This is a genomic window from Paenibacillus sp. FSL H8-0537, from assembly GCF_038051995.1.
GTDB lineage: Bacteria > Bacillota > Bacilli > Paenibacillales > Paenibacillaceae > Pristimantibacillus.
In genome coordinates this window covers 2,923,337-2,950,144 of sequence record NZ_CP150290.1, presented here as the reverse complement: position 1 = coordinate 2,950,144, position 26,808 = coordinate 2,923,337, and the positions used below count along the sequence as shown (strand labels likewise).

The 26,808-nt window shown below is 51.8% G+C and carries 24 protein-coding genes; 12 read left to right on the top strand and 12 right to left on the bottom strand.

Annotated elements, in window-relative coordinates; genetic code table 11:
- Nucleotides 1-127 precede the first annotated feature (127 nt).
- Complete coding sequence (locus MHB80_RS12455; protein WP_341282430.1) at nucleotides 128-1,213, top strand: helix-turn-helix transcriptional regulator; 1,086 nt, start codon at nucleotides 128-130, stop codon at nucleotides 1,211-1,213.
- 43 nt (nucleotides 1,214-1,256) lie between these two features.
- On the opposite strand, the gene MHB80_RS12450 is transcribed toward MHB80_RS12455, so the two are convergent.
- Nucleotides 1,257-1,826, bottom strand: coding sequence for a pyridoxamine 5'-phosphate oxidase family protein (locus MHB80_RS12450; protein WP_341282429.1), 570 nt, complete (start codon nucleotides 1,824-1,826; stop codon nucleotides 1,257-1,259).
- 207 nt (nucleotides 1,827-2,033) lie between these two features.
- Here MHB80_RS12450 and MHB80_RS12445 point away from each other — a divergent pair, with 207 nt between their 5' ends.
- Both MHB80_RS12445 and MHB80_RS12440 read left to right on the top strand, forming a co-directional pair.
- Nucleotides 2,034-2,600 carry a nitroreductase gene (locus MHB80_RS12445; protein ID WP_341282428.1) on the top strand — a complete coding sequence of 189 codons (567 nt, stop codon included), beginning with the start codon at nucleotides 2,034-2,036 and terminating at the stop codon, nucleotides 2,598-2,600.
- Nucleotides 2,601-2,698: 98 nt separating this feature from the next.
- Complete coding sequence (locus MHB80_RS12440) at nucleotides 2,699-2,857, top strand: hypothetical protein (protein ID WP_341282427.1); 159 nt, start codon at nucleotides 2,699-2,701, stop codon at nucleotides 2,855-2,857.
- An 11-nt stretch (nucleotides 2,858-2,868) separates the two neighbouring features.
- Here the strand turns inward: MHB80_RS12440 and MHB80_RS12435 are convergent, their stop codons facing one another.
- Nucleotides 2,869-3,639, bottom strand: coding sequence for a glucosaminidase domain-containing protein (locus MHB80_RS12435; RefSeq protein ID WP_341282426.1), 771 nt, complete (start codon nucleotides 3,637-3,639; stop codon nucleotides 2,869-2,871).
- Between the two features lie 289 nt (nucleotides 3,640-3,928).
- Between MHB80_RS12435 and MHB80_RS12430 the strand changes: the two genes are divergently transcribed.
- On the top strand, nucleotides 3,929-5,305 hold the full coding sequence (locus MHB80_RS12430) for a glycosyltransferase family 4 protein (RefSeq protein ID WP_341282425.1): 1,377 nt from the start codon (nucleotides 3,929-3,931) through the stop codon (nucleotides 5,303-5,305).
- A gap of 242 nt (nucleotides 5,306-5,547) precedes the next feature.
- Here MHB80_RS12430 and MHB80_RS12425 read toward each other — a convergent pair whose 3' ends face one another.
- Together MHB80_RS12425 and MHB80_RS12420 are read right to left on the bottom strand one after the other, a co-directional pair.
- Nucleotides 5,548-6,501, bottom strand: a complete 954-nt coding sequence (locus MHB80_RS12425; protein WP_341282424.1) for a GDP-mannose 4,6-dehydratase — start codon at nucleotides 6,499-6,501, stop codon at nucleotides 5,548-5,550.
- Nucleotides 6,498-7,544, bottom strand: coding sequence for a sugar phosphate nucleotidyltransferase (locus tag MHB80_RS12420; RefSeq protein WP_341282423.1), 1,047 nt, complete (start codon nucleotides 7,542-7,544; stop codon nucleotides 6,498-6,500). The genes MHB80_RS12425 and MHB80_RS12420 overlap by 4 nt, the downstream gene beginning before the upstream one ends.
- Nucleotides 7,545-7,886: 342 nt before the next feature.
- Between MHB80_RS12420 and MHB80_RS12415 the strand changes: the two genes are divergently transcribed.
- Entirely contained in the window at nucleotides 7,887-8,459 is a 573-nt protein-coding gene (locus MHB80_RS12415) for a hypothetical protein (protein WP_341282422.1), read from the top strand.
- A gap of 70 nt (nucleotides 8,460-8,529) precedes the next feature.
- On the opposite strand, the gene MHB80_RS12410 is transcribed toward MHB80_RS12415, so the two are convergent.
- The 3 genes from MHB80_RS12410 to MHB80_RS12400 all read right to left on the bottom strand — a co-directional run bounded on the left by MHB80_RS12410 (nucleotide 8,530) and on the right by MHB80_RS12400 (nucleotide 11,796).
- Complete coding sequence (locus MHB80_RS12410; protein WP_341282421.1) at nucleotides 8,530-9,597, bottom strand: GT-D fold domain-containing glycosyltransferase; 1,068 nt, start codon at nucleotides 9,595-9,597, stop codon at nucleotides 8,530-8,532.
- A 333-nt stretch (nucleotides 9,598-9,930) separates the two neighbouring features.
- Entirely contained in the window at nucleotides 9,931-10,653 is a 723-nt protein-coding gene (locus MHB80_RS12405) for a glycosyltransferase family 2 protein (RefSeq protein WP_341282420.1), read from the bottom strand.
- Between the two features lie 3 nt (nucleotides 10,654-10,656).
- Entirely contained in the window at nucleotides 10,657-11,796 is a 1,140-nt protein-coding gene (locus tag MHB80_RS12400) for a glycosyltransferase (protein ID WP_341282419.1), read from the bottom strand.
- 200 nt (nucleotides 11,797-11,996) lie between these two features.
- Here MHB80_RS12400 and MHB80_RS12395 point away from each other — a divergent pair, with 200 nt between their 5' ends.
- The 3 genes from MHB80_RS12395 (at nucleotide 11,997) to MHB80_RS12385 (ending at nucleotide 15,198) form a co-directional block, all read left to right on the top strand.
- Nucleotides 11,997-12,671, top strand: coding sequence for a class I SAM-dependent methyltransferase (locus MHB80_RS12395; protein ID WP_341282418.1), 675 nt, complete (start codon nucleotides 11,997-11,999; stop codon nucleotides 12,669-12,671).
- Nucleotides 12,672-12,753: 82 nt separating this feature from the next.
- Nucleotides 12,754-13,863, top strand: a complete 1,110-nt coding sequence (locus MHB80_RS12390) for a glycosyltransferase family 61 protein (protein WP_341282417.1) — start codon at nucleotides 12,754-12,756, stop codon at nucleotides 13,861-13,863.
- Between the two features lie 162 nt (nucleotides 13,864-14,025).
- Entirely contained in the window at nucleotides 14,026-15,198 is a 1,173-nt protein-coding gene (locus MHB80_RS12385) for a glycosyltransferase family 1 protein (protein WP_341282416.1), read from the top strand.
- On the opposite strand, the gene MHB80_RS12380 is transcribed toward MHB80_RS12385, so the two are convergent.
- Entirely contained in the window at nucleotides 15,195-17,141 is a 1,947-nt protein-coding gene (locus MHB80_RS12380; protein ID WP_341282415.1) for a DUF4214 domain-containing protein, read from the bottom strand. The genes MHB80_RS12385 and MHB80_RS12380 overlap by 4 nt on opposite strands.
- Nucleotides 17,142-17,350: 209 nt before the next feature.
- On the opposite strand from MHB80_RS12380, the gene MHB80_RS12375 reads away from it, so the two are divergent.
- The 4 genes from MHB80_RS12375 (at nucleotide 17,351) to MHB80_RS12360 (ending at nucleotide 21,530) form a co-directional block, all read left to right on the top strand.
- Nucleotides 17,351-18,013, top strand: a complete 663-nt coding sequence (locus tag MHB80_RS12375; protein ID WP_341282414.1) for an acetyltransferase — start codon at nucleotides 17,351-17,353, stop codon at nucleotides 18,011-18,013.
- Nucleotides 18,014-18,028: 15 nt separating this feature from the next.
- A complete protein-coding gene (locus MHB80_RS12370; RefSeq protein ID WP_341282413.1) occupies nucleotides 18,029-19,144 on the top strand; it encodes a DegT/DnrJ/EryC1/StrS family aminotransferase in 1,116 nt (371 codons plus the stop codon).
- A 334-nt stretch (nucleotides 19,145-19,478) separates the two neighbouring features.
- Nucleotides 19,479-20,006 (top strand): histidine phosphatase family protein, encoded by a 528-nt coding sequence (locus MHB80_RS12365; protein ID WP_341282412.1) that lies wholly within the window; start codon nucleotides 19,479-19,481, stop codon nucleotides 20,004-20,006.
- Nucleotides 20,007-20,117: 111 nt separating this feature from the next.
- A complete protein-coding gene (locus MHB80_RS12360; protein ID WP_341282411.1) occupies nucleotides 20,118-21,530 on the top strand; it encodes a hypothetical protein in 1,413 nt (470 codons plus the stop codon).
- A gap of 72 nt (nucleotides 21,531-21,602) precedes the next feature.
- Here MHB80_RS12360 and gmd read toward each other — a convergent pair whose 3' ends face one another.
- The 4 genes from gmd to MHB80_RS12340 all read right to left on the bottom strand — a co-directional run bounded on the left by gmd (nucleotide 21,603) and on the right by MHB80_RS12340 (nucleotide 26,717).
- A complete protein-coding gene (gene gmd / locus MHB80_RS12355; protein ID WP_341282410.1) occupies nucleotides 21,603-22,718 on the bottom strand; it encodes a GDP-mannose 4,6-dehydratase in 1,116 nt (371 codons plus the stop codon).
- Between the two features lie 287 nt (nucleotides 22,719-23,005).
- Nucleotides 23,006-25,006 (bottom strand): beta-galactosidase, encoded by a 2,001-nt coding sequence (locus tag MHB80_RS12350; protein ID WP_341282409.1) that lies wholly within the window; start codon nucleotides 25,004-25,006, stop codon nucleotides 23,006-23,008.
- On the bottom strand, nucleotides 25,006-25,833 hold the full coding sequence (locus MHB80_RS12345; protein ID WP_046230649.1) for a carbohydrate ABC transporter permease: 828 nt from the start codon (nucleotides 25,831-25,833) through the stop codon (nucleotides 25,006-25,008). The genes MHB80_RS12350 and MHB80_RS12345 overlap by 1 nt, the downstream gene beginning before the upstream one ends.
- Nucleotides 25,830-26,717 (bottom strand): sugar ABC transporter permease, encoded by an 888-nt coding sequence (locus MHB80_RS12340; RefSeq protein ID WP_341282408.1) that lies wholly within the window; start codon nucleotides 26,715-26,717, stop codon nucleotides 25,830-25,832. Before MHB80_RS12340 ends, MHB80_RS12345 begins: the two co-directional genes overlap by 4 nt.
- Between the last annotated feature and the right edge of the window lie 91 nt (nucleotides 26,718-26,808).

Below are 26,808 nucleotides of genomic sequence, written 5' to 3'. Positions count from 1 at the left end.
TATGTATATGGTTCGCTCTTTTCAATTCGGCGGGTATTCTGTAAAATGTAAGCTGTAATTAATGTTAATTATATCGGGCCGCCTCAAAATCACTATCCCATAAATGTGGGTAATCAGGAGAGCTGGAATGAACAAGCAAAGAGAAAGTGTACGGAAACAGCTCGCCAAATTAGAAGAAGCTAACCTTCGCTCCAGCGAATACAGAGAGAGGCTGCTTGCAGAGCTGCGAACGACGATGCCTTTTGCAGCCGCATGCTGTACGCTTGTCGATCCGCATACGATGCTGTCTACTGGCGCAGTTACGGAGGAAGGCGTAGAGGCCATTCATCATCTATTGTTTGAATATGAATATTTAAGGGAAGATTTCAACTCGTATGAGGAGCTTGCCAAGCTTGCGGAGCCTGTTGCAACATTAAGCGGTGCAACCGAGGGCGATTTAAGCCGAAGCCTCAAATCTATGAAGGTGCTGCAGCCTGCCGGCTTTGGAGATGAGCTTCGTGCAGCACTTACGGTGGATGGAGCTTGCTGGGGGTATTTGACGTTATTTCGGCTGCTCAGTGAGCCGTTTTTTCAAGAAGAGGAGCGCTTATATATCGCTTCCTTAGTGCCAAGCATGGCCCGCACCTTGAAAAAAGCCAGCTTGCTGCTGCCAGGTAGCGAGGGCGCCGCCTTTCATGACGATCCAGGTATTCTAATATTGTCCGAGCAGCTGCTGCCACTATCAAGCAATGACGCTGCAAACAGCTGGCTGTCGGAGCTCCGCGAGTGGGAGTATATCGATGAGCAGACTCTGCCTAGACCGGTCCGCGCTGTATGCTCGCGAGCTTTGGCTGCCAATGCCGCGGACAAGCAGCTACAGAACGCTGCAAAAGTATGTATCCGGATTCCTGATGGCCCCTACTTATCGCTGCGGGCAAGCAAGCTCCAGACTGCTGATCGCTCGGTTCAGCTTGCCGTTTGGTTCGAGCTTGCGAAGCCCGGCGATATTTTGCCAATCATTGCCGAGGCTTATGCGCTGACCTCGCGCGAGAAGCAGCTGGTCGAACGGTTATGGCGAGGCCTATCCACGAAGGAACTGGCCAGTTCCCTGCATATTTCCTCGTATACGGTGCAGGACCATCTCAAATCTATTTTTGCCAAAACGGAAGTATCCAGCCGCAGAGAGCTGATTTGGAAGCTTTTTTCCCGTTACAATCTTTATACGAATGAATGAGTGAGTGAATCAATAACGAATGAACAAGCAGGCAGCTTGCCGCTTACGATTCGGTTGTCTGCCTCTGAATGCCAAGCGGGGTAGGCAGCCGATCGAGGCTGTAGCTGTTTTTTTCATTTTGATAGACTGCAAGCTTCTGATCACCTATATTCTCCGCCCAATCCTTCAGTTGTTCCCGCTCGCCCTGATAGTCATAAAACGGGATGCTGAAACCGCACGCTGTCGTCACCTTATGAATATTTAGCACAATCATTTGCCTAGCGCCTGGCAGCAGCTCAAACCTTCCAATCAGCTCATTCCAGCGCTCGGTTCCTGGCAATATAACATTTCCTGTGCCAAATAGCCGCATAATAACGGGCTTTCCCTCCATGGCTACAAACATAATCGTCATCCTGCCATTTTCCAGCACATGCGCACTCGTTTCATTGCCGCTCCCCGTCAAATCGAGATACGCGACCTCCTGGTTCGACAATATGCGAAATGTATCGTAGCCTTTCGGAGATATATTCACATGGCCCTCCGCCGTCAGCGGAGCCGATCCTACAAAAAACATATGCTGCAGCCCGATAAACTCCTCATGCTCCGGCAATAATTTTTCAAATGCTCTCCCCATTATGTTCAACCCCTTCTTATGTAACTCTATCCCTATTATATCCCAACTCCAGCAGATGGAAAAATGAATGATGCGGAAGGCGGATCTTGCAGCGAGAACCGTTTCAGCCTTTCCACATCGCTTATTCCGCTGTATAGTTATAGAGAACGGATCAGCCTGCTATACGAAGATGATGCTGTAGCACCATATAGAAGGAGAGAGATAATAATGACTACCCTTACCTTGCTTGATGCTTTGAAACAAAGACGCGCAGTTCGCAATTATTTGCCGCAGGAGGTAGAGGAAGAGAAAATTGCCGCTTTGCTGGAAGCTGCAACGCTCGCTCCTAACGACCGCCTGCGGGAGCCTTGGCATTTTTATGTCGTTCGCGGCGAAGCGAAGCAGCGTTATGAGCAATTGGCGCGCACCTATCTGGAGGAGCGTTTCCCTACCAAGCCGCATTTAGTAAAAGAATCTATTAAAGTGCTGGAAACGACGCCGCTTGCCATCGTCGTAACGGCCGATATCGTTGAAGGAGACGAAGCCTCCTCCAAGGACAATGAATATGCTGCAGCCTGCGCCATTCACTCTATGTGGCTGACCGCCGAAACGCTGGGACTTGGGCTTGTATGGCGTACACGCGGCATCGGCCTCGTTCATGACGAGCGGATGTTTGAGTTTATCGGAGCCCCAGTGGGCAAAAAAATAATTGGCACCGTCTTCATCGGCTATCCGCAAGGAGAAGCGCCTGCGACTGCACGCAAGCCTTATTCCGAGAAAACGACCTGGCTGTAACGCATAATTTCGCGCAGCTCCTATTTTTCATGCAACCAGCTAAAGACTGCTTCGTATGATAAGGGATGAGTTCCTTATGGTAGGAGGTGCGCAGTTTTATGAATACTTTCGGAAGAGGCTGTCTGTATATTATAATCGGCTTCGTGCTGTTGTTTATTTTCGCTTTTGTTGCTGGCAGAGCCATTCACATTCCTTGGTTTATAACGATTCCGCTGATTGTGCTTGCTTTCTGGGCAGCCTCCCAGCGCAAAAAATAGCTGCCTCGCCCTTATATAATCGTCACGGTGCGTGTGCTTTGCTCCCATTCGATTTTTTTATTCATGGAAGCAGCCAGCGCACGCATCGTTACATACCCCGTTCCTTCATCCAGCAGCGACTCCAGCTCCTGGCTATTTACCGTTACTTTTGAACCCGTCCAGCCAATTTTCCCGCCGAGGCGACTGCCAAGAGCTCTCGCTGGCACCCATACGGTGCCGCTACGCTCGTAGCCAATTACCTCCACCATCCCATTTTGTAAAATTGGAACCGTCTTCGCTCCCTGAAACACCGTCGTCTTTACAGCTGCCGAAGCCTGATCATCATATTGCCTCAGCCCATTGCTATTTATGATAGCAATCAGCTTGGCCGCATAAGCCGGATCGGTTGCATAGCCGCAGGTCAGCAGCATTTGCGCCTGTTCCTCTGGCGTCTTCGCAAGCCTCACCCGATCATATCGCGTTTTCATAAACAGCAGATCCTGATCCTTCATAAAATGATACACGCTGCTGTATGCGCGAAAGGCCGCGCTCGTATTTATATTTCGGCCATCGATATGCTCCCATGTTCCTTTAACGACGGCTTGCCCCTGCCAGTAGGCATTCGGCGAAGCTCCTCCTACTTTAATGCCCCCTAAATTGTACCAGGAATGAATGACACCTCCGGTTTCCAAAATATATTGCGCCAGCCGTACAGAAGGCAGCATCGGCGAGCCCTCGCGACGTACTTGTAGGACGGCAGGCACCAATGCCGCAATAAATTGCTGTCTTGTCATAGCCACCATCGCTCCCTCCCCCTTCTTTTTCGCAAGTTGTCCATCTATTATTTCTTATGCAGCAAGCCTCTATTGCGGCACGGCCTGCGCACACTGTCCCGCGCTCTTTGTGGAAAGCAACGCGTCCTCGATCGGCATCTCTCCTCTATTGCCGTTCCTGCTTCTAGTCATACGCCGCTTTTTACTATCCATTAGGTCATTGTCCATGAATCTGAGGTCCATCGTGAATACAATATAGTCAAGCGCGTATCCGCTAACGATTTATCCACATGCAAATGACGAGAAAGGAAGGAAACAAGTGGCCAAATCACTTAAGCGCAAGCGACATCAAACGTCCGCCAAACGCAAGAAGCACAGCTCTTCCAATAAAACGCTGCTGGCCAAACGCCGTAAACGCAAAGCGGTCAAACCGCGCGCTAAACGGCGGGCCGATCGCAGACGTAAAAGCAACGGCAGCCTTCGAAAAACAAAAAACCGCTCGTCCTCTAACCTATCGCAACACGCCAAACAGTCACGGCAGGCTGAAGAGCATCCTGCTGCCGAAGAGGTACATGATCCACAGCCTTGGACCGCACAGGGCATCAATCTTGTCGGTTTTATTCATGCGGAAATGGGCATTGGCGAATCGGCCAGACTCGCGGCGCGAGCGATTGAACGAGCCGAAATTCCATTCGGCATTTTAAACTTCCCGCTTCAGGTCGCCACCCGGATGTCGGATATGAGCTGGGAGCATAAGAAAACGGAAGAACGCTCCTATAACACCAACCTTTTTCATATGAATGCGGATTATATGGCTCCGGCTAAGGACCATTTTGGACATAGCCTATTCCACAACCGCTACAATATTGGCTATTGGCACTGGGAGCTGCCTGATTTTCCCGAAGAGTTTGTTCCAGCGTTCAAGCTGGTGCAGGAGGTATGGGTATCCAGCCGCTTCGTGCTTGATTCGGTTGTGCAGAAATCTCCCATCCCTGTCGTCATCATCCCTCATGGCGTAGAGGTTGAGACTTCTCCAAAGGTTACGAGAGAATCGCTTGGCCTGCCAGAGGGCCGCTTCCTGTTCACGATGATGTATGATGTACAGAGCTATACGAATCGTAAAAATCCACAAGCCGCCGTAGAAGCCTTCCGGCTCGCTTTTCCGAAAAATGATCCAACGGTCGGGCTCGTACTCAAGGTCAACAATACGAACTTCCGGCCGGAAGATATGGAGGCGCTGCGTCAGCTCGCTGCCGAGCATAACAATATTTATATTATTGATCGGATTTTCTCCCGCGTGGAAGTCAACTCGCTGCTGGGTGTCACGGATTGTTTTGTCTCGCTGCATCGCGCCGAAGGCTTTGGACTGGGCCTCGCAGAAGCAATGTATTTGGGTAAGCCGGTCATCGGCACGAACTGGTCCGGCAATACCGACTTTATGAACGAGACCAACTCCTGTCCCGTCAATTACGAGCTGGTTCAGGTCGGTACCGATTGGGGACCGTATCAGGGGTATCAGATTTGGGCCGAACCCGATGTGCATCATGCCGCCTTGTATATGCAAAGGCTTTTGCAAGAGCCAGAGTGGCGCGCAGCCATTGCAGCGAAGGGGCAGCATACGATTCACACTTCCTATTCACCGCAGGCGGTTGGCAGCATGATTCGGGCACGCCTGACCGAGCTTGCGCTTCTATAATAACTGGAAAATTAAACGAAACACGGACTGCCTCTGGCGTGAATGCTGGGGCAGTTTGCTTTTTCCAGCCGTTCTCTCTCAGGCCTACTTAGCAAAAACATAGCAGCAGCGTAATAATACCCTCTGAACCTCTATCAGACAACGATTAAGCTATCGTCCGATTTTCCGTCTAGAGGGTATGAACTAAAAAGCTCTCCTAGCGCGTGCGGTATGCAGCAAGCTTGGGTCATCCTGCGCGCAGCCTAACCTAATTCCGCCCGCCAATAGCTCAGCAAATCCTGCATCGTCTGCTCAAAGGGAATTTCCGGACGCCAGCCTGTACGATGATGAAATTTAGAATAATCGCCAATCAGCTCCGGTACATCCGCAGGCCGCAGCCGTGCCGGGTCCTCCTGAATCGAAATGGTGCTGCTGCTAAGACCGACCAGCGTCTGCAGCATCTCCCTAATCGCCCGGGAGCTTCCCGACGCAATATTATACACTTCTCCAGGCTCGCATTTTTCAATGGCCAAGCGGTACGCTCGCACCACATCGCGCACATCGGTAAAGTCACGCTTCGCCTCCAAATTGCCTACATATAGAACGGGCGGCTTCAGTCCCCGCTCGATTTCAACGATCTGCTTTGCAAAATTGGAGGTTACAAACTGCTCGCCGCGCCGCGGTCCTGTATGGTTGAAAGTACGCATGCATACAATATGCATGCCATAGCTGCGATAATATTGGTAGCCTAAATAATTTTGCGTAATTTTGCTGACGGCGTAGGGACTGAGCGGCCGCAGCGGCGTCGTTTCTTTAATCGGAATATCCTGCTTTTCTACCTGGCCATATTCCTCGCTGGAGCAGGCGAGCAGCAGCTTGCAGTTAATGCCTGCTTTTCGCACCGCTTCCAGCAAATGAATTTGCCCGGCAATATTGTTGTATATCGTCGCCAGCGGCGATTCCCAAGACTTTGGCACGAAGCTTTGCGCTGCTAGATGAAAAATCATGTCCGGCTTAACGTCCGCTATCATTTTTTCCACATCGGCTTCATTAGTCAGCTCGCATTCGTATAGCCTGACAGACGGCAGCAAATGAGCGATATGCTTAATACTGCTGGTTTTCCTGACGGTGCCTGACACTTCCATTTGATGCGCCAGCAAATGCTCTGCCAAATGGCTTCCGGCAAAGCCGGTTATGCCTGTAATCAATGCTTTCACGGCATGCCTCCTTCCCGATCAGCATCCATCGCGGCTATCGCTTGCTTAACCGCCTGCTCCTGTGTTTTATGACAAATCAACAGTCCCTCGTCTGTCGATACGACGATTAGATTATCAATGCCAATGACCAGCACCCGCTGCCGCTCCGTATAAACAATACTGTTGGTCGTTGCCGTAGGATAGACGCTGCCCAGCAAAATATTGCCCTCGCTGTCCTGCCCGAATATTCGTTCAAGCGAGGTCCACACGCCAACATCGTCCCATGTAAAAGCAATCGGCAGCGTGTACAGGCGTTCCAGCTTTTCAATCAGTGCATAATCAATAGAAAGCTTTGGCAGCTGCACATACGCATGTGCCAGCTGCTCCCCTTCAAGCTCAAAAACACGCCACATATCCGGCTGGTACAGCTGCATGTAGCCTGCAATAGTTGACGGCTTCCATATAAAAATACCGCTGTTCCAGTACATATTCGGTATCGCAATCAGTTCCTCCGCCCGCGAGAGCGTCGGTTTCTCGATAAAAGCTTTTACCGTCTTAATGCCTGGCCCATATTTGCCATCTTCATGCTCACCCGCTTCAATATAGCCGTATCCCGTCTCTGCCCTTGTCGGCACAATCCCCATCGTTACAACAACGCCTTCATCGCGCGCCGCTTGCTCTGCTGCCCGCAGCGCCTCCATCAGCTCGGCAGCATCTGGAATATATTGATCCGAGGGAGCCGTTACAATCACTTCATTTAAGCCCCGTTTCTGAAAAAAACTCGCCGTCAGCGCAATGCAAGGCGCCGTGTCCCGCTGCTCCGGCTCAATAATGAGCTGTTCCTCGCTAAGCTGTGGCAGCTGCTCCCGAACAAGCGGCAAATAGTTGCGGCTTACTGCTACATATACATCCTCCTCCGGCATGCAGCTGCGAAAACGGCTGTACGTTTCCTGCAGCATTGTAGCCTCGCCAGATGTTAAGGAAAGGAACTGCTTCGGCTTTGCCGTCGTGCTTCTCGGCCAAAAGCGCGTTCCTTTTCCCCCTGCCATAATGACTGCCTTCATACCGGTTCACCCCAAAATAAATAGCTTTCTATTATACATGTGCGTGTAGCCAATATGCAGCTCCTTCCTACCATAGCCGGCTCCGAAAGTATAGTATCGTCTCTTCAACATCGTATGCTTTGCTAGAGCTTTCATAGTGGACGAATTGCCTGCCCTTGCTGCAAATCGGGCATTTATCGCCGCCTGTATTGCAATAGAAGGAGGAGTGCGGAGGTGTGTGCTTTTTTTCGCGGTATAATCTATCAATTTAGAAAATATACGATTATCCTTGGACAAATACCGTTGCTATCTCTATCTACCAACATATGATGTGGTATACGATTGAAAGGAGATGAATCAATTATGGGTGAAACTGGATTAACTGGTTTAACTGGACTAACTGGTCTTACAGGACTTACTGGTGCTACTGGTCCCACCGGACCAACAGGACCTACGGGTGCTACTGGTCTAACGGGATTAACTGGCCCTGCTGGCCCTGGTTCTGCTGTTGTAGGTATCCAAGGTGCTGTTCCGACTTCTATCCCAACTGCTGCTACTGCTGTCACTGCCGCAACTCTGATTGTTCCGGTAACGGCCACTTCCAACCAGGTGATTATTGAAGGTACCGTTAATGTATCCATTAACTTTACTGCTCTTCTGGTTGTAGCGCTCAACCCAACCATTACAGTCGACCTGCTGCAAGATGGCGTCATTGTAGCTACAGTAACAAGCTCCGACTTGCTTGCGATTACGCTGCTCGGATTGTTCTCTTTAGAAAGAGCCATTCCGATCACGTACTTCAACGGCGGTCTAGCAGCTGGCAATCACACGTACGCACTGCAAGTTACAGTATCGGGCATTGTCATCGCGGTAGGCACTACTGCAGACATCACTTACTCGTCGCTTACTGCTACGATTGGCACTATTCCTTCCTAAGCTGCTGCGGCCATTAAAGCAAAACAACCGTCCCTCACGGGACGGCTACATAAAATTGGCTGCCTTCGATTTAAGCCTGAATCGGCGCTTCCCCTTTGACGATTGAATTAGCCATATGGCCGAAATCAATCGCAGCCCTGCCCATTTCTGCTGCGATTGCATCCGCAAGGATGACAGCCGCAATGCCTGCTGATACTAACGCCAGTTCAAAATCATGCTGTCTGATTTCCCCCATCGCCCGGTCCACATCATGGATTCCCTGAACCTGGGCTACAGCTCCCACAACCGTTACGCCGCTCTCAGCAAGCACTTTGGCTAGCGGCTGCGCCAAATTCCCAATGACAAGCACTCTCCGTCCTCTCATCAAGCGGGACAAATGTCCTTCTTGATACAAACGGTAATTGACGAGCGAATCTGTCAGCACCTTACTGCGAAAATCAATGCCATACGTTTGAAAAACGGCCGTAGCCAGCCGTTGGTAGTTCGGCTGCCGCAGCTTTGGAATGCCGACAATGTCGGCCCGCTTTACCGCTGCCAGCAAGCGGTCGCGGGCGGCAATGTCCGGCACCTTCACTCCGGCATACTCTAAAAAACCGCCCTCGTGGCGAACCTGTTCAGTTGGCAGCACACTTTCCTGTGCTAGCGTCAACAGCTCGCCATCTCCAAGTCGCACGACAGATAGCGGCTTGCGCTGCTCCAGTGCTTCCATCAATCGCTCAGCCACCTGCTGCGCAGTCAAAAGGTGGACGATGCGTTCTCCTAGCGCAGCGATGCCTGATGCAATAACCTGCGCTACGGATGTATCTGGGAGTACATGTGCTTCCGGCAGCTGCTCATCGATGATGGCGTCGCCGCCTTCGTAGCGTCCGATTTTCAGCCCTTTCTCGTAGCCTGCCCTCTCGGCCGACTCCCAGCTGTGCGAGTGGTCTTCCCTTTGTCCCTCTGCCTGCTTGGTTCCATCTTCGTAACCTCTGCTATATCCTTCTTCATGACCGATTTGATAACCATCCTCATAAGGTTCCTTAGCCGCCTGCGGCTTGGCGGACTTTGCGGAGCGATTTTTCCTCTTTGAAACGGCACGTCTCTTCCGCCGCTTAATCGGAAGGCTGGCCGTTTTGCGTCTTCTCGCCATTTTCATGCTGAACACCTCCTGCATTGGTGCATAATTTGCATCTGGTCAAGCGTAAACGGCTGAAGCCGTCCTTCGGCGGCAAAGCTTCCGTTTCGCGTAGAAATATAGAGAAAGGATGGAATAATCACATACTTTCCTATATTTCAAGGTGAAACGGCTGTCGCCATCCTTTGGCGACGCGGCGCGTTTCATTCCGAGAAATATAGAGAAAGGATTACGTTTGCTTATCCTTTCCTATATTTCAAGCGTAAACGGCTGAAGCCGTCCTTCGGCGGCAAAGCTTCCGTTTCGCGTAGAAATATAGAGAAAGGATTACGTTAGCCTATCCTTTCCTATATTTCAAATAAACTGCTGCGGGTCCACGCCCCATTTGTCTGTAAACAGCTTCCGGTTGCGGGCGAGCAGACGCTCTACAGCATCCTGGCCCTCCTGCTTGAAGCTTGCGCTGCCATGATGAAATACGAATGTATCCTTAACCATCAGCAGACGGTAACCTGCTTGCCGCGCACGGTAGCAATAGTCATCATCCTCATAATGTCCTGGCGAGAAACGCTCATCCAGCAGACCAATTTGATCCATCAGCTCCCGCGAAAATAACAGGCAAAAGCCAACCAATCGGCTGACCTCCTCATAATCGCCTGCGGACTCTGCGGCGAGCTGCTCCGCCATCTCCTTATAATTGCCGCGCATTTCAATTTGCTGCTTGCCGCTTACAAAGTTGGACATCGGCCCCGCGATGCCAATCTGCTTGCTGCTGCCTAAAGCCTGTCGCAGCTTGCCCAGCCAACCAGGTGCCACCAGCACGTCATTGTTCAGCAGCAGCAATTGATCACCGCGGGCCAGACGCAGCCCCCAATTGCAGGCGGCGGGAAAGCCTTGATTGCGCGGCAGACCGATGAATGTGATTTGCTGCTCGCGCAAATATTCAATCGTTCCGTCTGTTGAGCCATTATCGACGATGATTAGTTCATGGTCTTCCGGTGTACTGCTGCGAATGGAATAAATCGCTTCCTGCAGCAGCGGCAAACGGTTGTAGGTCGGAATAATAATACTGGTCAGCATCTATTACCCTCCTCGGCCAGCACTTTTGCGATCCCTTACTACGTCCGCATATTGCAGACGAGCATTTCCCGCTTTCATCATCCACTCCAGCGCTTCCAAATGGTCGCCTACGATGAGCCTCGCCACATGATTGCCCATGCCTACATTTCCCGGACGCATCCGATTATGTCGAATGACATCTACCATGCTCGCTGTACCTACCTTAAGGCCATATCGGAGCGCAATCGCCTGCGCCTTTGGCGGAACGGCCAGTTGGGCTGCTCCAATAGCCTCAATCGCTTTACGCGAGAGCGCATGCGGAACGGCAGTCAAGGAATTAACGGTAAGATCGGGCCGATTCACCGAGCGGTTCACGAACTCCTTCATCATCATGACTTCATCTCTACCTGAGAAATTCCCCATATAGGAAGATAAATTATTGAGCACCATATCCGTCCCTCCAGCGACTGCCTCAATAAAAGGCAGCAATTGCTCCGCAGCAACCGGAATATCCGCATCGACGAACAGTACAATATCCGAGACCGTTGTTCTGGCGCCTACCGCCCGTCCCACATCATGACCGAGTGCCCCAGCGTAATGAATGAGCACGGCTTTGCCGCTCTCCCGCACTTTGCTGGCCGTCGTGTCGGTTGAGCCGTTCACCACGACGACGATTTCATGTAGCGGAAGCCTCTCCAATTGCTGAATCATGGAGGCCATGGATTCCTCTTCATTCATCGCCATCACCACTGCCGCAACGGCCTGGTTCGTCGGCAGCAGCACCCAATTCGGCGCCGGGGTTCCCGTAGCGGCAAAATATCCTTCTATGAAGGCCTTCATACAGGCCAAATATGCTGATTTGGAAGCTGCCCCGCCCGTCGCCAGACAGTAGCTATGCCATAGCCGCTGCAACTGCTGCAGCTCATCGGCTGGCTCAGGCTCCTGCCTCGCCGTTAAACCCGCTGCGAGCCCGCCATTTCGCGCTTTTGCACACTGCCCTCGGATAATGGCAGGCTGCAGCGCCCCTCCACGCCTCGCCTGGCTCCTGCGATGTCTGCGCCCGCGGGTCGCAAGGCGTCTGGCTGTGCGGCGGCGAATGCCGCCTTGTGAGCTGCGCGGGCTTCTTTTCCCCGCACGGCCGCTTTTTCTGCTGCGGCTCCTCAACCTATTCCACCTCGCATCCATTCGGATATATTCGTTTATGTTGTCATTGTATGTAGGGATAAGGCGGACGCAACGGCGGCTGTACGTCTATGAGAAGGAGAAATGTGCGCTTTTACTTGGCGCAACTGCCCTATCCTATCTGGCAAGCTCCACATAGGATAGTGTAGTTATGCTTCTATTTTGCAAGGCAGGAGGATGTTATGGACTGGACATTTTACAACCCGAAATTTATTGCAGATGCGGCACCTGAGCTGCCCGCAAGCTTTATGGCAGGCGGAGCCTGGTCCGGGCATCGAAAATTTGCTTATGATCTTGTCCGTTTTGCCCGCCCGAGCCTGATTGTAGAGCTGGGGACGCTGTACGGCACATCCTATTTCAGCTTTTGCCAAGCGATTAAGGATGCTCAGTTGAAAAGCGCATGTTATGCGGTGGATACTTGGATGGGTGATGCCCATACCGGAGCTTATGGCACGCTGGATGATTCGATGTACGCTGCGGTCAATGCAGTAAGCGCCCGTGAATTTCCTTGTATCGGAACACCGCTGCGCGGCACCTTTGATCAGGCGCTCGCCGCCTTTCCCGACGGTTCGATTCAACTGCTTCATATTGACGGCTACCATGTGTACGAGGCTGTTCTGCATGACTATACGACTTGGCTTCCCAAGCTTGCGGAGGGTGGCATTATTTTATTTCATGACACCGTGGTTCGGCTCGCAGATTTTGGCGTTTACCGGCTCTGGGCGGAGCTTTCGGCGATGCCTCACCTGCATTTCGAGCATTCCAACGGTTTGGGCGTTCTGTTCCCTAAAGGCTGCCCAGCCAGCTTCCAGCCGATCATTAAGCGGCAGCAGGAGCTGGCTGATCATTACGCTTAGCGATGGAAGCATATTTAGCAATTTCAAGCATTATGCAGCGCGCAGAACGATACTTCGCACCAGGTGCGCTGCATGATCCGGATTGAAGGAGGCGATCCCTATCTACACTATCCCTCAGCAATTTTATGAGAAAACAAGAGATTGGGCGCAGCAAGCGGCTGTCCCTCCCGATCTGCTTTCCTATTATTATCAGGTCATTTACCCGGCTGAAACGTTGACGCTCCCCGCCGGCAAAGGCATCGATCAGCCACGCTGGGTGACGGCTTCTGCCTTTGATGAAGCTTTTGTAGCGGCCATTCCTGGCGGGCGGCTGGTGACGAGCAACGCATATGTAGTTACGCCGGACAATAAGCGGCTGCGTGATGTCGAGCTCGACTGCCCGCTCATTGATTTCACGCAGCTTCCGGAGCCGCAGCATTTCAAGGGAACGGTCGCCACGCTCATTTGGGGCTGGAACATGCCGCATATCAAGGCATGTACGCAAAACATTTTCGGACATTGGTTTTTCGATCTGCTGCCGAGGCTCCATTTGCTGGAGAAGAGCGGCATTCCGATAGACAAATATGTCATCGGCAAGCTGTTTCACCCTTTTCACTATGAATCGCTTGCCATGCTAGGCATTCCGCTCCATAAGTGCATTCAGGTCGAGGATGCGGACTTTCATCTGCTCGCCGACCGCCTGATCGTGCCGGCGGTGCCGCTGATGGTCGGCAAATGTCCGCCGTGGGCGTCGCATTTCATGGCCAAGCGGCTTAAAGCTGACCGGCGCGTAAAAGCCAAAAAAGGCTTCGAGCGCCTCTATATTACCCGTAAGGATGCCCAGGCCCGCTTTGTCGCCAACGAGGAAGAGGTTCTCCGTTTTCTGAAAGGCAAGGGCTTCAGGGAAATCGTACTCACTCCGCTCTCTACCGCAGAGAAAATCGCGATTTTCTCGTCAGCGCAGCATATTGTCGCCCCCTTCGGGAGCGGCAGCATCAACATTGCCTTCTGCGAGCCGGGCGCAGCTCTTTTGGAGCTTGCTCCTTCCACCTTCGTCGACCCCTATTTCTGGAAGCTATGCGCACATGCTGGCGTAGACTATTATGAAATCGTATGCGAAGTGGAGCAGCCTCCCAAGCCTTTCGTCGGAACGGATAATATTGTCGTTAATATAAATAAGCTTGAACATGTGCTTAAGCTAGCGGGCCTTTAGCCCGCTGCCTACAAATCCTGCGCCGATGCTGCGAATAACTGCCCGCGCCCCCACATATATTGAATTCGCAAGCGCAACATTTTTCATAATTCACGGAGCAACGGCTGGCATCCTTCCTGTTAGGCAGGAGACAGCCTCGCCCTTGGCAGGAGGTTTGTAACAATGCGGATTCTTGTATGGTCTGTCCATTTTTCCATCGGCGGCGGGATGAGACTGCTCCATAATTTGATTTCGGCTATGGCCAGGCAGCCAGATGTGGAGCAGATCAGGCTCGTCCTCTCGCCCGATTCCCTTATTCGCAACGTCGCGGAACTGAAAGCATTAAACAAGGTTGAGATGGTATCCACCCAGCACAGCATCGATTCCGACCAAAATTCCTATTTGCTCGCTGGTATCGACGTCGTCTATTACTACTGGCCGCACACCCACCCCTACCATGCCCTTGATCGTCCAACCGTCTGCACCTTTCACGATACGACGATGTTCGATTATGTCCCGCCTTTTACAAATGGCGAGCAGCTTAAGGGCCACTGGATTTTATCGAAAAAATGGCTGGACCACGTCACGTCCGTCGTCGTTTCTTCGGAGCATGTGAAAAATCGCCTCATTGCTCATTTCGGCCCTCGCCATCAATCGGCGACTGTCGTGCCCCATGCCATTACACCGATTGCCGCACAATATGCAAGCCAGGTCTCTCCTGCCACCGCTGCCCGCATTCCGTCCAAATACATCATTTATCCATCCAATACATCGCCGCATAAAAACCACAACAATCTGCTCGAGGCCTTGTCCCATTGGAAGGGGCGCACCAAATGCCCGCTAGTACTCACTGGCTATCTAACCGACACGCTGCGGCAGCCTTTTCCGGATTGCACGCCGCAGCACAGTTGGATTCCAACGCTCATCTCCACCATTCGCCGAACAGGCCTTGTCGTTAATCGTGATCTTTACCCGCTCGGCTTTGTAGGAGATGAGGATATTCCCGCGCTCATTAAAAATGCCTGGGCGCTCATTATGCCCAGCCTTTCGGAAGGTGGCGGGAGCTACCCGGTCGAAGAAGCGCTTCGCCTCGGTACTCCGGTGCTCTGCTCGGACATTCCGGTCATGCGCGAGCATTTGGCACGGCATAGTGCCAAGATTGCCTGGTTCAACCCCCAGAGCCCCGATTCCATCGTTCAAGCGCTTGAAGATTTGACTGCGAATTATGATGAATACAAAAGCTCCGCCATAGCGGGCATTCATGATCCAGCGGAAAGCTGGGATGATGTAGCAAAGCGTTATTTGAACGTTTTTCGCGATACGTATTGGCGGTATTACGGCAAGCAGCTGCCCTAGTCGGCAGCTGCTTGCACCTCTTCAATGACGTTTGCATAATCTCCTGCGACATCCAGCCATCTCCTGCTCAACGCGCCGCTAAGTGCGGCCTGCTGACGCGGGACAACCTCTTCTCCCTCCCGTGACAGCCGTGCAATAGCGTCCGCCATCTCCTGGATATTATGCGGATGGAAGGTTGCGAAGCAGCTCATGTCGCTAATAACCTCCTTCACCACCTCCAGCCTTCCGAAGGCGACCGGCGTATTCATCAGCAGCGACTCCAATATAGGAAATGGGCAGCTGCCCTCGAAGAGCGTTGGAACGATTGTGCCTGCGGCATAGCGGTATAGGGAAGGCAAATCTACTGAAGCTATGCGCCCCATAAACACGATTGAACTGCGAATAACAGGATCGGCAATTTCGTTCAGCGCTGCCAAAATTTCCTGCTGCCGCGGGCGGTTCCCAAGATCATCTGTAAAAACAAGCTTCATGCCAGATGCTCTTCCTGCTTCCGTCTGCTTGAACAGCGCAAAAGCTTTGATGAGGCCCTCATGATTTTTATGCAGCCTTACAACCGACGGGAAGGTCAAATATGGACCATCCAGCTTGTAGGCGCTGCGGAACTTCTCCTCGCTATGCGTTTGAAACACCGCATATTCCTCATGCGGCGCTGCAAAGCGCACGACAGCCGTTTTGTGGACAGCCAGCTCGAGAAACTCCAGCCCCTCATGATTGCGGGTAAACTCCGAAGCGAAGACTACCTTCGCCGCTTTTTCCGTCACCTTTTGCGCTACAGAATGGATATATTGATAATGCTGGGTATACGCGCTGTACAGCTCAGGCAAATGCAAATATACGAGATCATGCAGACAAACCATATAAGGTTTTTCCAAATATTGCGCGAGCGCCATCCCAACATATGGCACAATCCATATGTCCGCAGGCACGCTGCGGTTCACCGTATCCATGCTGTCCGTGCGGTGCAGCTTCAAACGATCGCCATAAGCCGCGCGCAGCGGGGCATACACAGCCGCAGCCTCGGCAAAATTCGCTTCCGTTGTCGCTACATGTAGGGTAAAATCATTCTCCAGCGCAAGCAAGCCTTCCGACAAGCGGACGATGAAACGACCGATGCCTTCTCCATCCATCGCAATTTGCACCCCAAAGCAAAGGAACATGCCGATTTGCCGGCTGTTTATACGGGCCGCACTCGCCGCAAGCGGAGGCAAATACGGCGCCCCAATGAGCAGTCCAAACTCCTCCGACATGACAAGGCTCGCTATCCATGCGCGCCGCAGCAGTCCTTGCTTCAAGGCCGTCGTGTATCGTCCTACCTTATTGCTATCCGGCGCACGATTCATTATTTGTACGTGGATGCCGTGAATAAAATCCAAATCCGCAGCGGGGAACAAATGCTGAATCAGATGGGCTGTCGTATTCGCTTCTCCAGAGGGCACTCTGGAGAAAATAGCCTCCGCCTCTGGACTCTGGATAAGAGCCGCAGCAATTACCGCCCGCGGCGTGCCATGGGCCAGATGGCTGCGATGTCCGTTAAAGCCTTCGTTATCCGGTTCGCGCTGGAGCACCTGACGATACAGCTCCCATAAAAAATCCTCATCCCCCAGCCGGAATACCCGGCGCAGCAGCTCTACAATTGGAGCTCCTGCGGGCAGCCCCTGACGGAACGCCGCATTATTTGCTTTTAACAGCTCCGTATCTATTGGTGCTGGAGGCGGCTCGACCGGTGCTGGAGGCTCAATTACAAGCTGAGCCTGCTCGGTTGCCTTCTGCCTGTTCCTGCTTCTTGTCGAGCCGCGCAGTTTCCTGCCGCCCCGTCTGCCTTTGCGTCTTCTTGTCCTTGCTACTTTTCCGACTCGCGCTCTATTGCCGCGTTTTCTTCGCGATATGCGGCTATGCGAGCCGCGCTTCGCTGTTCCTTGTTTACGAGCTCTTTTGCGTTTCATATCACGCCTCCAATCGCTCTGCCTTCTACATAGCGTATTGTCCCGCTCACAAAAAGCAACGGCACCTGCCCCCGCCTGCTAGGGATTTCAACTATATTTGAATAAATGGACGACTGCCCGGCTGCAAGTGAAGCAATTTTCTGCCATTTGAATATGATGGGAGTAGCTGCATCACCCCCTCATTTTATTGTTGAAGGAGCCTATACGGCATGAATGCTGTTTCTGCGAATCCTTATCGTACCGTTGTTGTTGGGGCTGGCGGACATGCCAAAGTTGTCGTTGATATTCTTCGTACCAGCCAGACATACAAGGTCATTGGCTGCATCGGCCGCGAGCCAGGCGGGCAGGTTTTGAATGTCCCCGTGCTTGGCGACGATGCCATGCTTCCTCTGCTGCTGGAGCAGGGGGTACGCCATGCTTTTATCGCTATCGGCGATAATGCGACGCGGCTGCGGCTCGCCCGCCATGTGCAAAGCCTTGGCTTCGAGCTGATTAATGCCATAAGCCCGTTAGCTTATATTGCTCCCAGCGCCACGCTCGGCTGTGGCATTGCTGTTATGCCGGGAGGCATCATCCAGCCGGATGCTCGAATTGGCTCCCTCACCATCATTAACACGGCTGCATCGGTTGACCATGATTGCATCATTGGCGAGGCTTGCCATCTGGCGCCTGGCTCCACGCTGTCCGGCGGTGTAACGATCGGCGACGGTTCTTTTCTCGGAACAGGCACTGTCGTCATCGACGGCATTCGCATTGGAGCAGGCTGCATGATTGGTGCTGGTGCCGCCGTCATTCGGAATATTCCGGACCAAACGCTTGCCGTTGGCGTTCCCGCCACAGTGAAGCGTCTTTTGAACCAAGAGCGAACGTAACACGGAGGAGGCATAATGTTGGGCGACAAATTTTATCCGGTTGCCGTTCCCATTTTTAATGGAAATGAGAAAAAATACGTCATGGATTGCCTGGATTCCACGTGGATTTCCTCGACAGGCAAATATATTCATACGTTTGAGGAAGCTTTCGCGGACTTTTGCGGGACGAAATTTGCCGTGTCGTGCAGCAATGGAACAACTGCTCTGCATTTGGCGCTGCTGGCTCACGGGGTAGGCCCGGGAGATGAGGTCATCGTCCCAACGCTAACTTTTATCGCCACGGCAAATGCCGTCACGTATTGCGGAGCCACTCCCGTCTTTGTTGACAGCGAGCCCGATACGTGGAACATGGACCCTGAGCTGCTGGAGGGGCTGATTACGCCACGCACGAAGGGGATCATTCCCGTTCATCTATACGGGCATCCTGCCAATATGGACGCTATATCAGAAGTTGCGGAGCGGCATGGATTATTTGTGCTGGAGGACGCTGCGGAAGCACCCGGTGCAAAATACAAGGGCAAGCGGACCGGCTCGCTGGGCCATACGGGAACGTTCAGCCTATTCGGCAACAAAATCATTACGACCGGTGAAGGCGGCATGATTACGACCAATGACGAGCAGCTTGCCCGCAAAATGCAGCTTCTGCGCGGACAGGGCATCGATCCCGCCCGCAAATATTGGTTTCCCGTCATTGGCTACAACTATCGCCTGACGAACTTGCAAGCGGCGGTTGGCTGCGCACAAATGGAAAACATCGACTGGCATGTCGGCGAACGGATACGCGTCGCCTCGCTTTACTGCAAGCAGCTTGAAGGAAACAGCGCCTTCACGCTGCCTGCCGAGCAGCCATGGGCCAAAAACGTTTACTGGATGTTCAGCATCCTGCTAAACGGCTATAACGAAGAGCAGCGCGGCGCTTTCATGGAGCGCCTGAAAGAACGCGGCATTGAAACGCGTCCGTTCTTTTATCCGATGCATGTGCTCCCGCCGTATCAAGGCATGCAGCGCAGCGAGGAATTTCCCATTGCAAACCGCATTGCAGCGCAAGGACTGAATGTGCCGACCTACGGCGGCTTAACCGAGCAGGATATCGCCTACATTTGCGATTGCCTGCGGGAAAGCCTGTTATAAAGCGGCTGATTGCGGGCCCCTCTTCAACCCTCATCCATTCTGCTCCAAGACAATAGGCTTCCGGCTCCACACTTCGGGTGGGGTCGGAAGCTTATTTGTTCAGAAATGTTCGTTCAATTCCCTAGCAGGTAGGGAATATCTTTTTCTTATCTAGCATTCATAATAATGATACACTGCCCAAAAGCTAAAGTATCAGGAGTACATTGCTTATCGTTTCAATCTCACAAATTATGGATTGGATTAAGTTATGAAACATTACACATTATAGTCGAGGCAGAAATTCTCCTGCCTGGAACAGAAGCTTAAAATCTTACTCAGAAGGTGACATTAGCTGATGCATGATGAAGTAACCTTGTATTTGGTCCGACATGGACGCGCTACTGGAAACCAGCTAGATGCTCCTCTTAGTTCAGTCGGAGTAACTCAGTCTGAACAACTGGCAGATGCTCTTGCAGGCATGGACAGCCTGCACATGGAGAAGTTTATCTCCAGCCCTTATTTGCGCGCTTGGCAAACAGCGCAAATTATTGAAAAACGGCTGAACCTCAAGCTAGAGCCAGCGGAAAACCGTCTTCGAGAGCAAGGAGTACCCGGTATCGACAAAGAGGAAAGCGCACAAGAAGTATCTACGCGTGTTGTTGCCTTCACAAACGAACTATTGAAAAGTGACGCTCAAACGTTTCTTCTAGTCAGCCATCGGTTGACCTTAACGCTGCTGCTTCAGCATTACGTGCCCGATTTCACCGATCAACAGGGCGAACAAATGACAAACCCAGATCTTTATGAACTCCGCTTTAAAAACGGAACAGCCTTTCAAAAACGACTATGGAGCCCTGAGGCTCACCATTTGATCAACACTTAGGTCGATGGAAGACTTCTGTTTATAGCACTTAAACCTAGACTCTCGATGCACGTCTTGTTCAAGGCCGTCTCAAGAAGTGTTGGCTCTTATAACTCAGGAGGTAATCTAACTATGCAAACAACACTTGAAAGAAGCCGCATGGCTACCCATGTAATGCCGGATATCACCAATTTGCCTGCATGCATTCAGGATGTGAAGAAAGCTGTACTTTCTAACATTCAGGGGCCGCCTGATCCGACGGATTATCATCAATTAAGGGGGAGGCTTGAGGCAGCAAAGAGCAAGCTCCCGATGCTGTATCAACAGGCGGTTGCCGTTCCTTTTATCCGCACCTTGGATAATCTGGGCCAGCAGGGCTTCATGGAAATTTTACTACGGGACCCAAATAGAAATAATACAGCCAGACTCATGCTGGATATCGCCCATAGCATTCTCCAGAATGGCGAAGGCTTTCATGCACTGGCAAGCGATGGCTTTCAGGAGATGGTCAGCGATCTTTATGACGGTTATCTAAGTGCAGGTGACCGGATAGGCATCAAGCCACCGGATCTCAGTGTTATTACGGCCTTGGTAAAGTGGGGAGAACCCGAATCTGGCCCTTATACTTGGCCTATCGACGCTACATCTGTGTTTGGTTTGGAAGCTGCGATTGTCAGTCTCCCTCCTGCCCATGCAGCAACTGGCTTGCTGGCATGGTCCAGCATCCCTCATGAGGTGTGTGGCCACGATATTCTGCACGCAGATGTTGGGCTGTTGGAGGAACTGGCAGATGCTGTTCGCACCAGCTTGACCCAAGAAAATATCGGCCAAGGCCTTCCCGATTACTGGGCATCCCGCATGGACGAAACCGCTTCGGATGTTCTAGGCATTCTAAATTTGGGACCTGCTGCGGCCATTGGTCTTGTCGGTTATTTTCGCGGCATGAACGCCGCTTTTACCGGACAAGCCCAGCTGCGAAATGAAGGGCCTTCTGGTGATCCTCATACAGCTGACATTTTACGTGGATATTTAGGTGCCTATGCTTCTGGCCTGCTTGCATTCGATCATGCAGGTGATTGGGAGAAAATCATTGAAGCAGAATCTGACAAGGATCTTTCCGATATTCAATTAGGCGGCAGCCGAATTGATGCTGATACAGCTAAACGCTCTGCCCGAGTAGTCGCTTGGACAATTATGAAAACCAAACTTAGAAGTCTTGAAAATCACTCGCTCGATGAAATTCAAAATTGGAGAAACAAGGATGAACGCATTACCTCTTCATTGCGCATCTTGATGCGCACTACAGGCTCGCTTTCCGACGAATTCCGCTCTGGTTATTACGCTGCGCATATCGTAGCGGCAGCCTTAACCGAAGGCTTGTCTAGCGAAGCAGATGTCCAGTTAGTATTTGATCGCATGCTTTCACTGCTCAAGCTGATGCATGATACAAATCCTTCTTGGGGGCCGCTTCTCGTGCAGCATCCTGGCGATATTACACGCCATCTTGTTTATCACCCAATTGAAAAAAATCTGAGTCTCCTCTAATCGACTCCTCAAAATCAATAGCCCGCCGGAAGCTGCTGACTTGCTGCAGTGATCCGGCGGGCTATTGTCAATCTATTCCAAATCCAAACTTACATCATAGCCCAGCTTGCGCAAATCCGCTACACGCTGCGTCTCCTCCAAATCGGCGGCGACCATATCCTTGACGAGATCAGCAAGGCTGCTGGCTGGGGTCCAGCCAAGCTTCGCCTGCGCTTTTCCCGGGTCGCCAAGCAGTAGCTCCACCTCGGTCGGGCGGTAATATCGCGGATTAACCTGGACGACCAATTGGCCAACTGGAAGCTGGTATTCCGGACGCTTGCAGCTGACCACATGGCCCAGCTCATCCGCTCCTTCGCCGGTAAAAGCGACCTCGATGCCTGCCTCGGCAAAAGCGAGCCGCACAAACTCACGCACCTCTGTTGTCTGCCCAGTGGCTATGACATAATCCTCCGGCTCGTTTTGCTGGAGAATGCGCCACATCGCTTCTACATAATCTCGCGCATGCCCCCAGTCGCGCTGGGCCGACAAGTTGCCCAGCTCCAGCGTCTGCTGAAGGCCAGAGGCAATGCGGGCGACGGCACGGGTTATTTTTCGTGTGACGAACGTTTCTCCACGTACCGGGCTTTCGTGGTTGAACAAGATGCCGTTACAGGCATACATGCCGTAGGCTTCCCGGTAATTGACCGTAATCCAATAGCCATACAGCTTGGCGACCGCGTAAGGGCTGCGTGGATAAAACGGTGTCGTCTCGCTTTGCGGAACCGCCTGCACAAGTCCGTACAGCTCTGATGTGGATGCCTGATAAATTTTCGTTTTATCGGTCAGACCAAGCAGCCTAATGGCTTCGAGCAGGCGCAAAGTACCGATACCATCGGCATTCGCCGTATATTCCGGCATATCAAAGCTGACATGCACATGGCTCATCGCCGCCAAATTATAAATTTCATCCGGCTGAATGTCCTGCACCAGCCTCACCAAGTTCGTTGAATCTGTCAAATCCCCATAATGTAGATGGAGCCGCTGCTCTACACGATTCGCTTCGTCCACAATTCGGTCGATTCGCCCCGTATTCGCCAGCGAGCTGCGCCGTCTCAAACCGTGAACGATGTATCCTTTCGCCAGCAGCAGTTCGGTTAAATACATGCCGTCTTGTCCTGTCACACCTGTAATGAAGGCGACCTTATTCATGGCTCCCTCCGCATTCTCTCATATTTGGATAATGGCTATCCTATTCCACTATCTTATGAATACAAGAGGAATGTCGGCATCGGGCAAAACACCATTTTTCACAAAAGTATCCGAACCATAAAAAGGCGTGACGCCTTTCGCAAATGCCAAGGTGAAACGGCTGTCGCCGTCCTCTGGAGGCGCGGCGCGTTTCAGTCCGAAAAATATAAGCCTATTTATAAGGGTGAAGCTTATAAATTCTTATATTTGAAAGTAAGCGTCACGCCAGCTTTACTTCTTTTCTCGACCTAACCGGCTTTAATAATTTGCACGCCCCACGGCGCAAGCGTAAGCTGCTCGCCGCTGCTAACCGCACGGCCCTCCAGCAATTCTTGCCCCGCAGCATGTGGATAAACGAAGGATACCGGCTCAGCCGAATAGTTGAAATAGTAACGCAGCTGTGCTCCCTGCTGATTAACCCCTTGCTTCACGATGATCGGGAAGCTGACCTGCTGATCTTCCCCCCATAATCCCGCCTCTTGAACGGTGCCCTTCAGCACCTCATGCGCCGAAGCTCCATCCGTCAGACAGCCGATGTAAGTTGCTGTACCTTTGCCGTAGCGGTTGCGGGTAATGGCCGCATATTCGCCCCACTGTGGATGGTCGTAATGCGCCAGCACTTCGACGTCCCCTGTGAGCGGAGTCAACAGCTCCATCCAGCTTGTAACCGTTCCTGGCGCTGCCGCAAGCCCCGCACCCTTCAGCCCGACATTTTTTGGATCAATAAACAGGCTGTAGCCGACGCCGCACGCCTGGCCAATAATACCTGGCTGCTGCGAGGTCCGTACTTTAATCCGCTCGTCCGCAAAGCCGCTTTTGAACGAATAAACGGCATGTCCGCCCTGCTCCACAAAAGCATTTAGCCGCTCAAGCGCCAGATCCGGTACCGCATACAAAGCCGGAACAACAACCACTTTGTAATCATCCAGTTGCTCGCAAGCTGGCGTAATAAAATCGCAGCCGATGTTCATTTTGTACAGCTCGTCATACAGCCAGCGCACAACATCATTGTACAATTTGCCGTCCGGCAGCTTGAACCATTCCATCGCCGTCAGCGCTTCATTGCTCACCATAACAGCAACGTTGTTTTGCTTGCGCAAATGCACCAGTTCATCGCTCAGGCGGGCAAAATCCCGTCCGATCGTTCCGGCTTCGTTATAAACCGGATTAGGCAGAAAATCATGGCTGAGCAGCCCTTTCCAATACGTTTCAAATGAGTTATGGATCGAGTGCCAGTGCCAATAGGCGACCATATCTGCTCCGGATGCCACATGGCTGAACGCCTGCAGCCGCAGCTGCCCTGGATAGGGCGTCCAATGCGGGAATGCCTGTGCCTGCGTTTCCAGCACCAAATAGTTGCTGCCCTTCAGCGAACGCGTCATGTCGCCGCCGAAGGAAATTTCAATGCCCGTCAGCTCATCCTGTGACGGATGATAGATGTCTACGCCAGCAATATCGAATGGCACCGCCGCTTCGAAATGGTTGACCGAAGGCTGCACGCCAAAGGAATAACCGCGCCATTCAAAATCGAAGTTTTGCGTCACGAACTGCCCCGGCTGCTTGTATTCATTGACAAGGCCTACCTGCCATGCAAGAAACTCATTAACCAGCCCGCGTTGAAACTTAGCGAACTCTGCTCCTAGGCTGCCGTTAATGGTCCCGACAACCGATGGGAAGTCCTCCCAGCTGTTAATGCGGTTGCTCCAATAATCGAGACCGAACAGCTCATTGACGCGGCCGAGCGTCTCGTAAGTATCACGCATATATTTGACGAAGCGCAGCTGCACATTCGGCCCAGCCGTGCCATAATGCTTCGTCTCATTATCTGTCTGATAGCCGATAACCGCTGGATGCTTGCTGACGCGCTCAATCAGCTTGCGAATGATCCGCTCAGCATGGAACAAGTATACCGGATGCGTAATGTCCATAATTTGACGCGCGCCGTATTTGCCTGGCCCCGCCGCCGTTACCGCAAGCACATCTGGATGCTCCTTGACCATCCACGTCGGAATCGCATACGTCGGCGTGCCAACGATAACATGGATACCCGCCTCATGCATGGCATCCAGTACGCGGTCTACGGAGCTAAAATCGAATACGCCATTTTGCGGCTCATGCGTGCTCCAAGTCGATTCGGCAATGCGGACTACGTTAATGCCCGCTTCCTTCATCATGCGAATATCTTCATTCAGTCTGTCGTATGGCATATATTCATCGTAATAAGCAACCCCATATAATAATTTATCCATTAGCCCTTCACTGCTCCTTCTGTAATGCCTTCCATAATAAAGCGCTGGAAGAAGGCATAAATAATAATAACAGGAATCGCCGTCAATACAAGCGAAGCGAGGATGAGCGTCCATTCCTTGTTGTATTCGCCAAACAATGTGTTCGTGGACAAAATGAGCGTATAATGATCCGAATCCGTCAGCATCAGCATCGGCAGCAGGAAGTCATTCCAAATCCATAGGAAATCGAGAATGGCAATCGTCACCGTAATCGGCAGCAGCAGCGGAAAAATAATCCGGAAAAACGTCTGGAACTCGCCGCAGCCGTCCATATGAGCCGCTTCCTCCAGCTCGCGCGGAATCGATTTTACGAAGCCGTGGTATAGAAAAACGGCCATATTGACGCCTAGTCCAATGTAAATGAGTGCCAAGCCATAAGTAGTGCCCTGCACAGACAAGCTGTTCGCCATGCGGGTAAGCGGAATCATAATCGAGTGAAACGGCACGAGCATCGAAGCGACGAATAGGAAAAAGATCGCTGCGCTCGCCTTGCCTGGTGTCCTTGACAGCTTATAGCCTGCCAGCGCCGCGCAGAACACGATGCCGCCGATGCCCAGCACCGATACAATTACCGAATTCAGCGTGCTGCTAAGCATATTGATTTTGTGAAAGGCCTGCACGTAGTTGTCAAAGGTCGGCGCAGACGGCAAAGCTACGAAGGATTGAAACATTTCTCCCTGCGTTTTAAATGAATTGGCAATAGCCATATAAATCGGGAAGAAGGAAATGGCGGCTCCGATCGTAAGAAACAGCGTAATAAATAACGAGCTCGCGCTTCTGTTTCTCATGCCTCCACCTCTTTTCTTTTCATGACTGCAATTTGGATGAGTGTGAAAATCAAGACGATAATGAATAAAATGACCGATTTCGCACTGGCATAGCCATAGCGGAAATTATTCGAAAAGGCCTCTTCATAAATATTCATCGTAATCACCTGCGTCGACCGGCCCGGACCTCCGCCCGTAAAGCCATATACGACCTCGAACACCTTAAAAGCCCCGTTCAGCGTCAAGAAGAAGCAAATCGTGATCGCATGTGTAATCATCGGCAGCGTAACCTTCATAAAGCGCTGCAGCGGATTCGCTCCATCAATAATGGCCGCCTCCATCAAGCTTTGCGGCACTCCTTGCAGACCCGCCAAATAAATAATCATCATGTAGCCGACGCCATTCCAGAGCGAGATAATCAGAATGGCATAGAAGGAAAACTTAGGATCGCCAACCCAGGATTGATCCAGGAAGGTAAACATTGTTTTTTCCGCCAGCTGCGGCAGCACTTGAGTGAACACGAATGTCCACATAAAGGCGCTAATAATAATACTGATCATGTTCGGCATGAAAAATATCGTGCGGAAAAATCCTTTGCTTTTGCTCCGCGATTCAATGAGAACAGCAAGCAGCAGCGCGATTACATTTTGCAGCACAAGCATATACAGCACATATTTTAATGTGAACAGCAGCGAGTGGACAAAATCCGGGTCGTCCTTCAGCGCCTCCACAAAATTTTCGAGACCGATAAATTGATAGTTCGTATTCAGTCCATTCCAATCTGTAAAGCTGTAATACATACCGCCAAGAGTCGGAATTAGCAGAAAAATGGCGTACAAAATAAATGCAGGCGCGACGAAGGCCAGCAGCGATACATATCTTTTTAAAACACCCTTCATTGGCACGGTTGCTCACCTCTCCTAAGATGATGATGGGAAGGCATGGCAGGGTGGGAGACGCGCCTCGCGCCTTATCCACCCTGCCGCCATTCCTTCT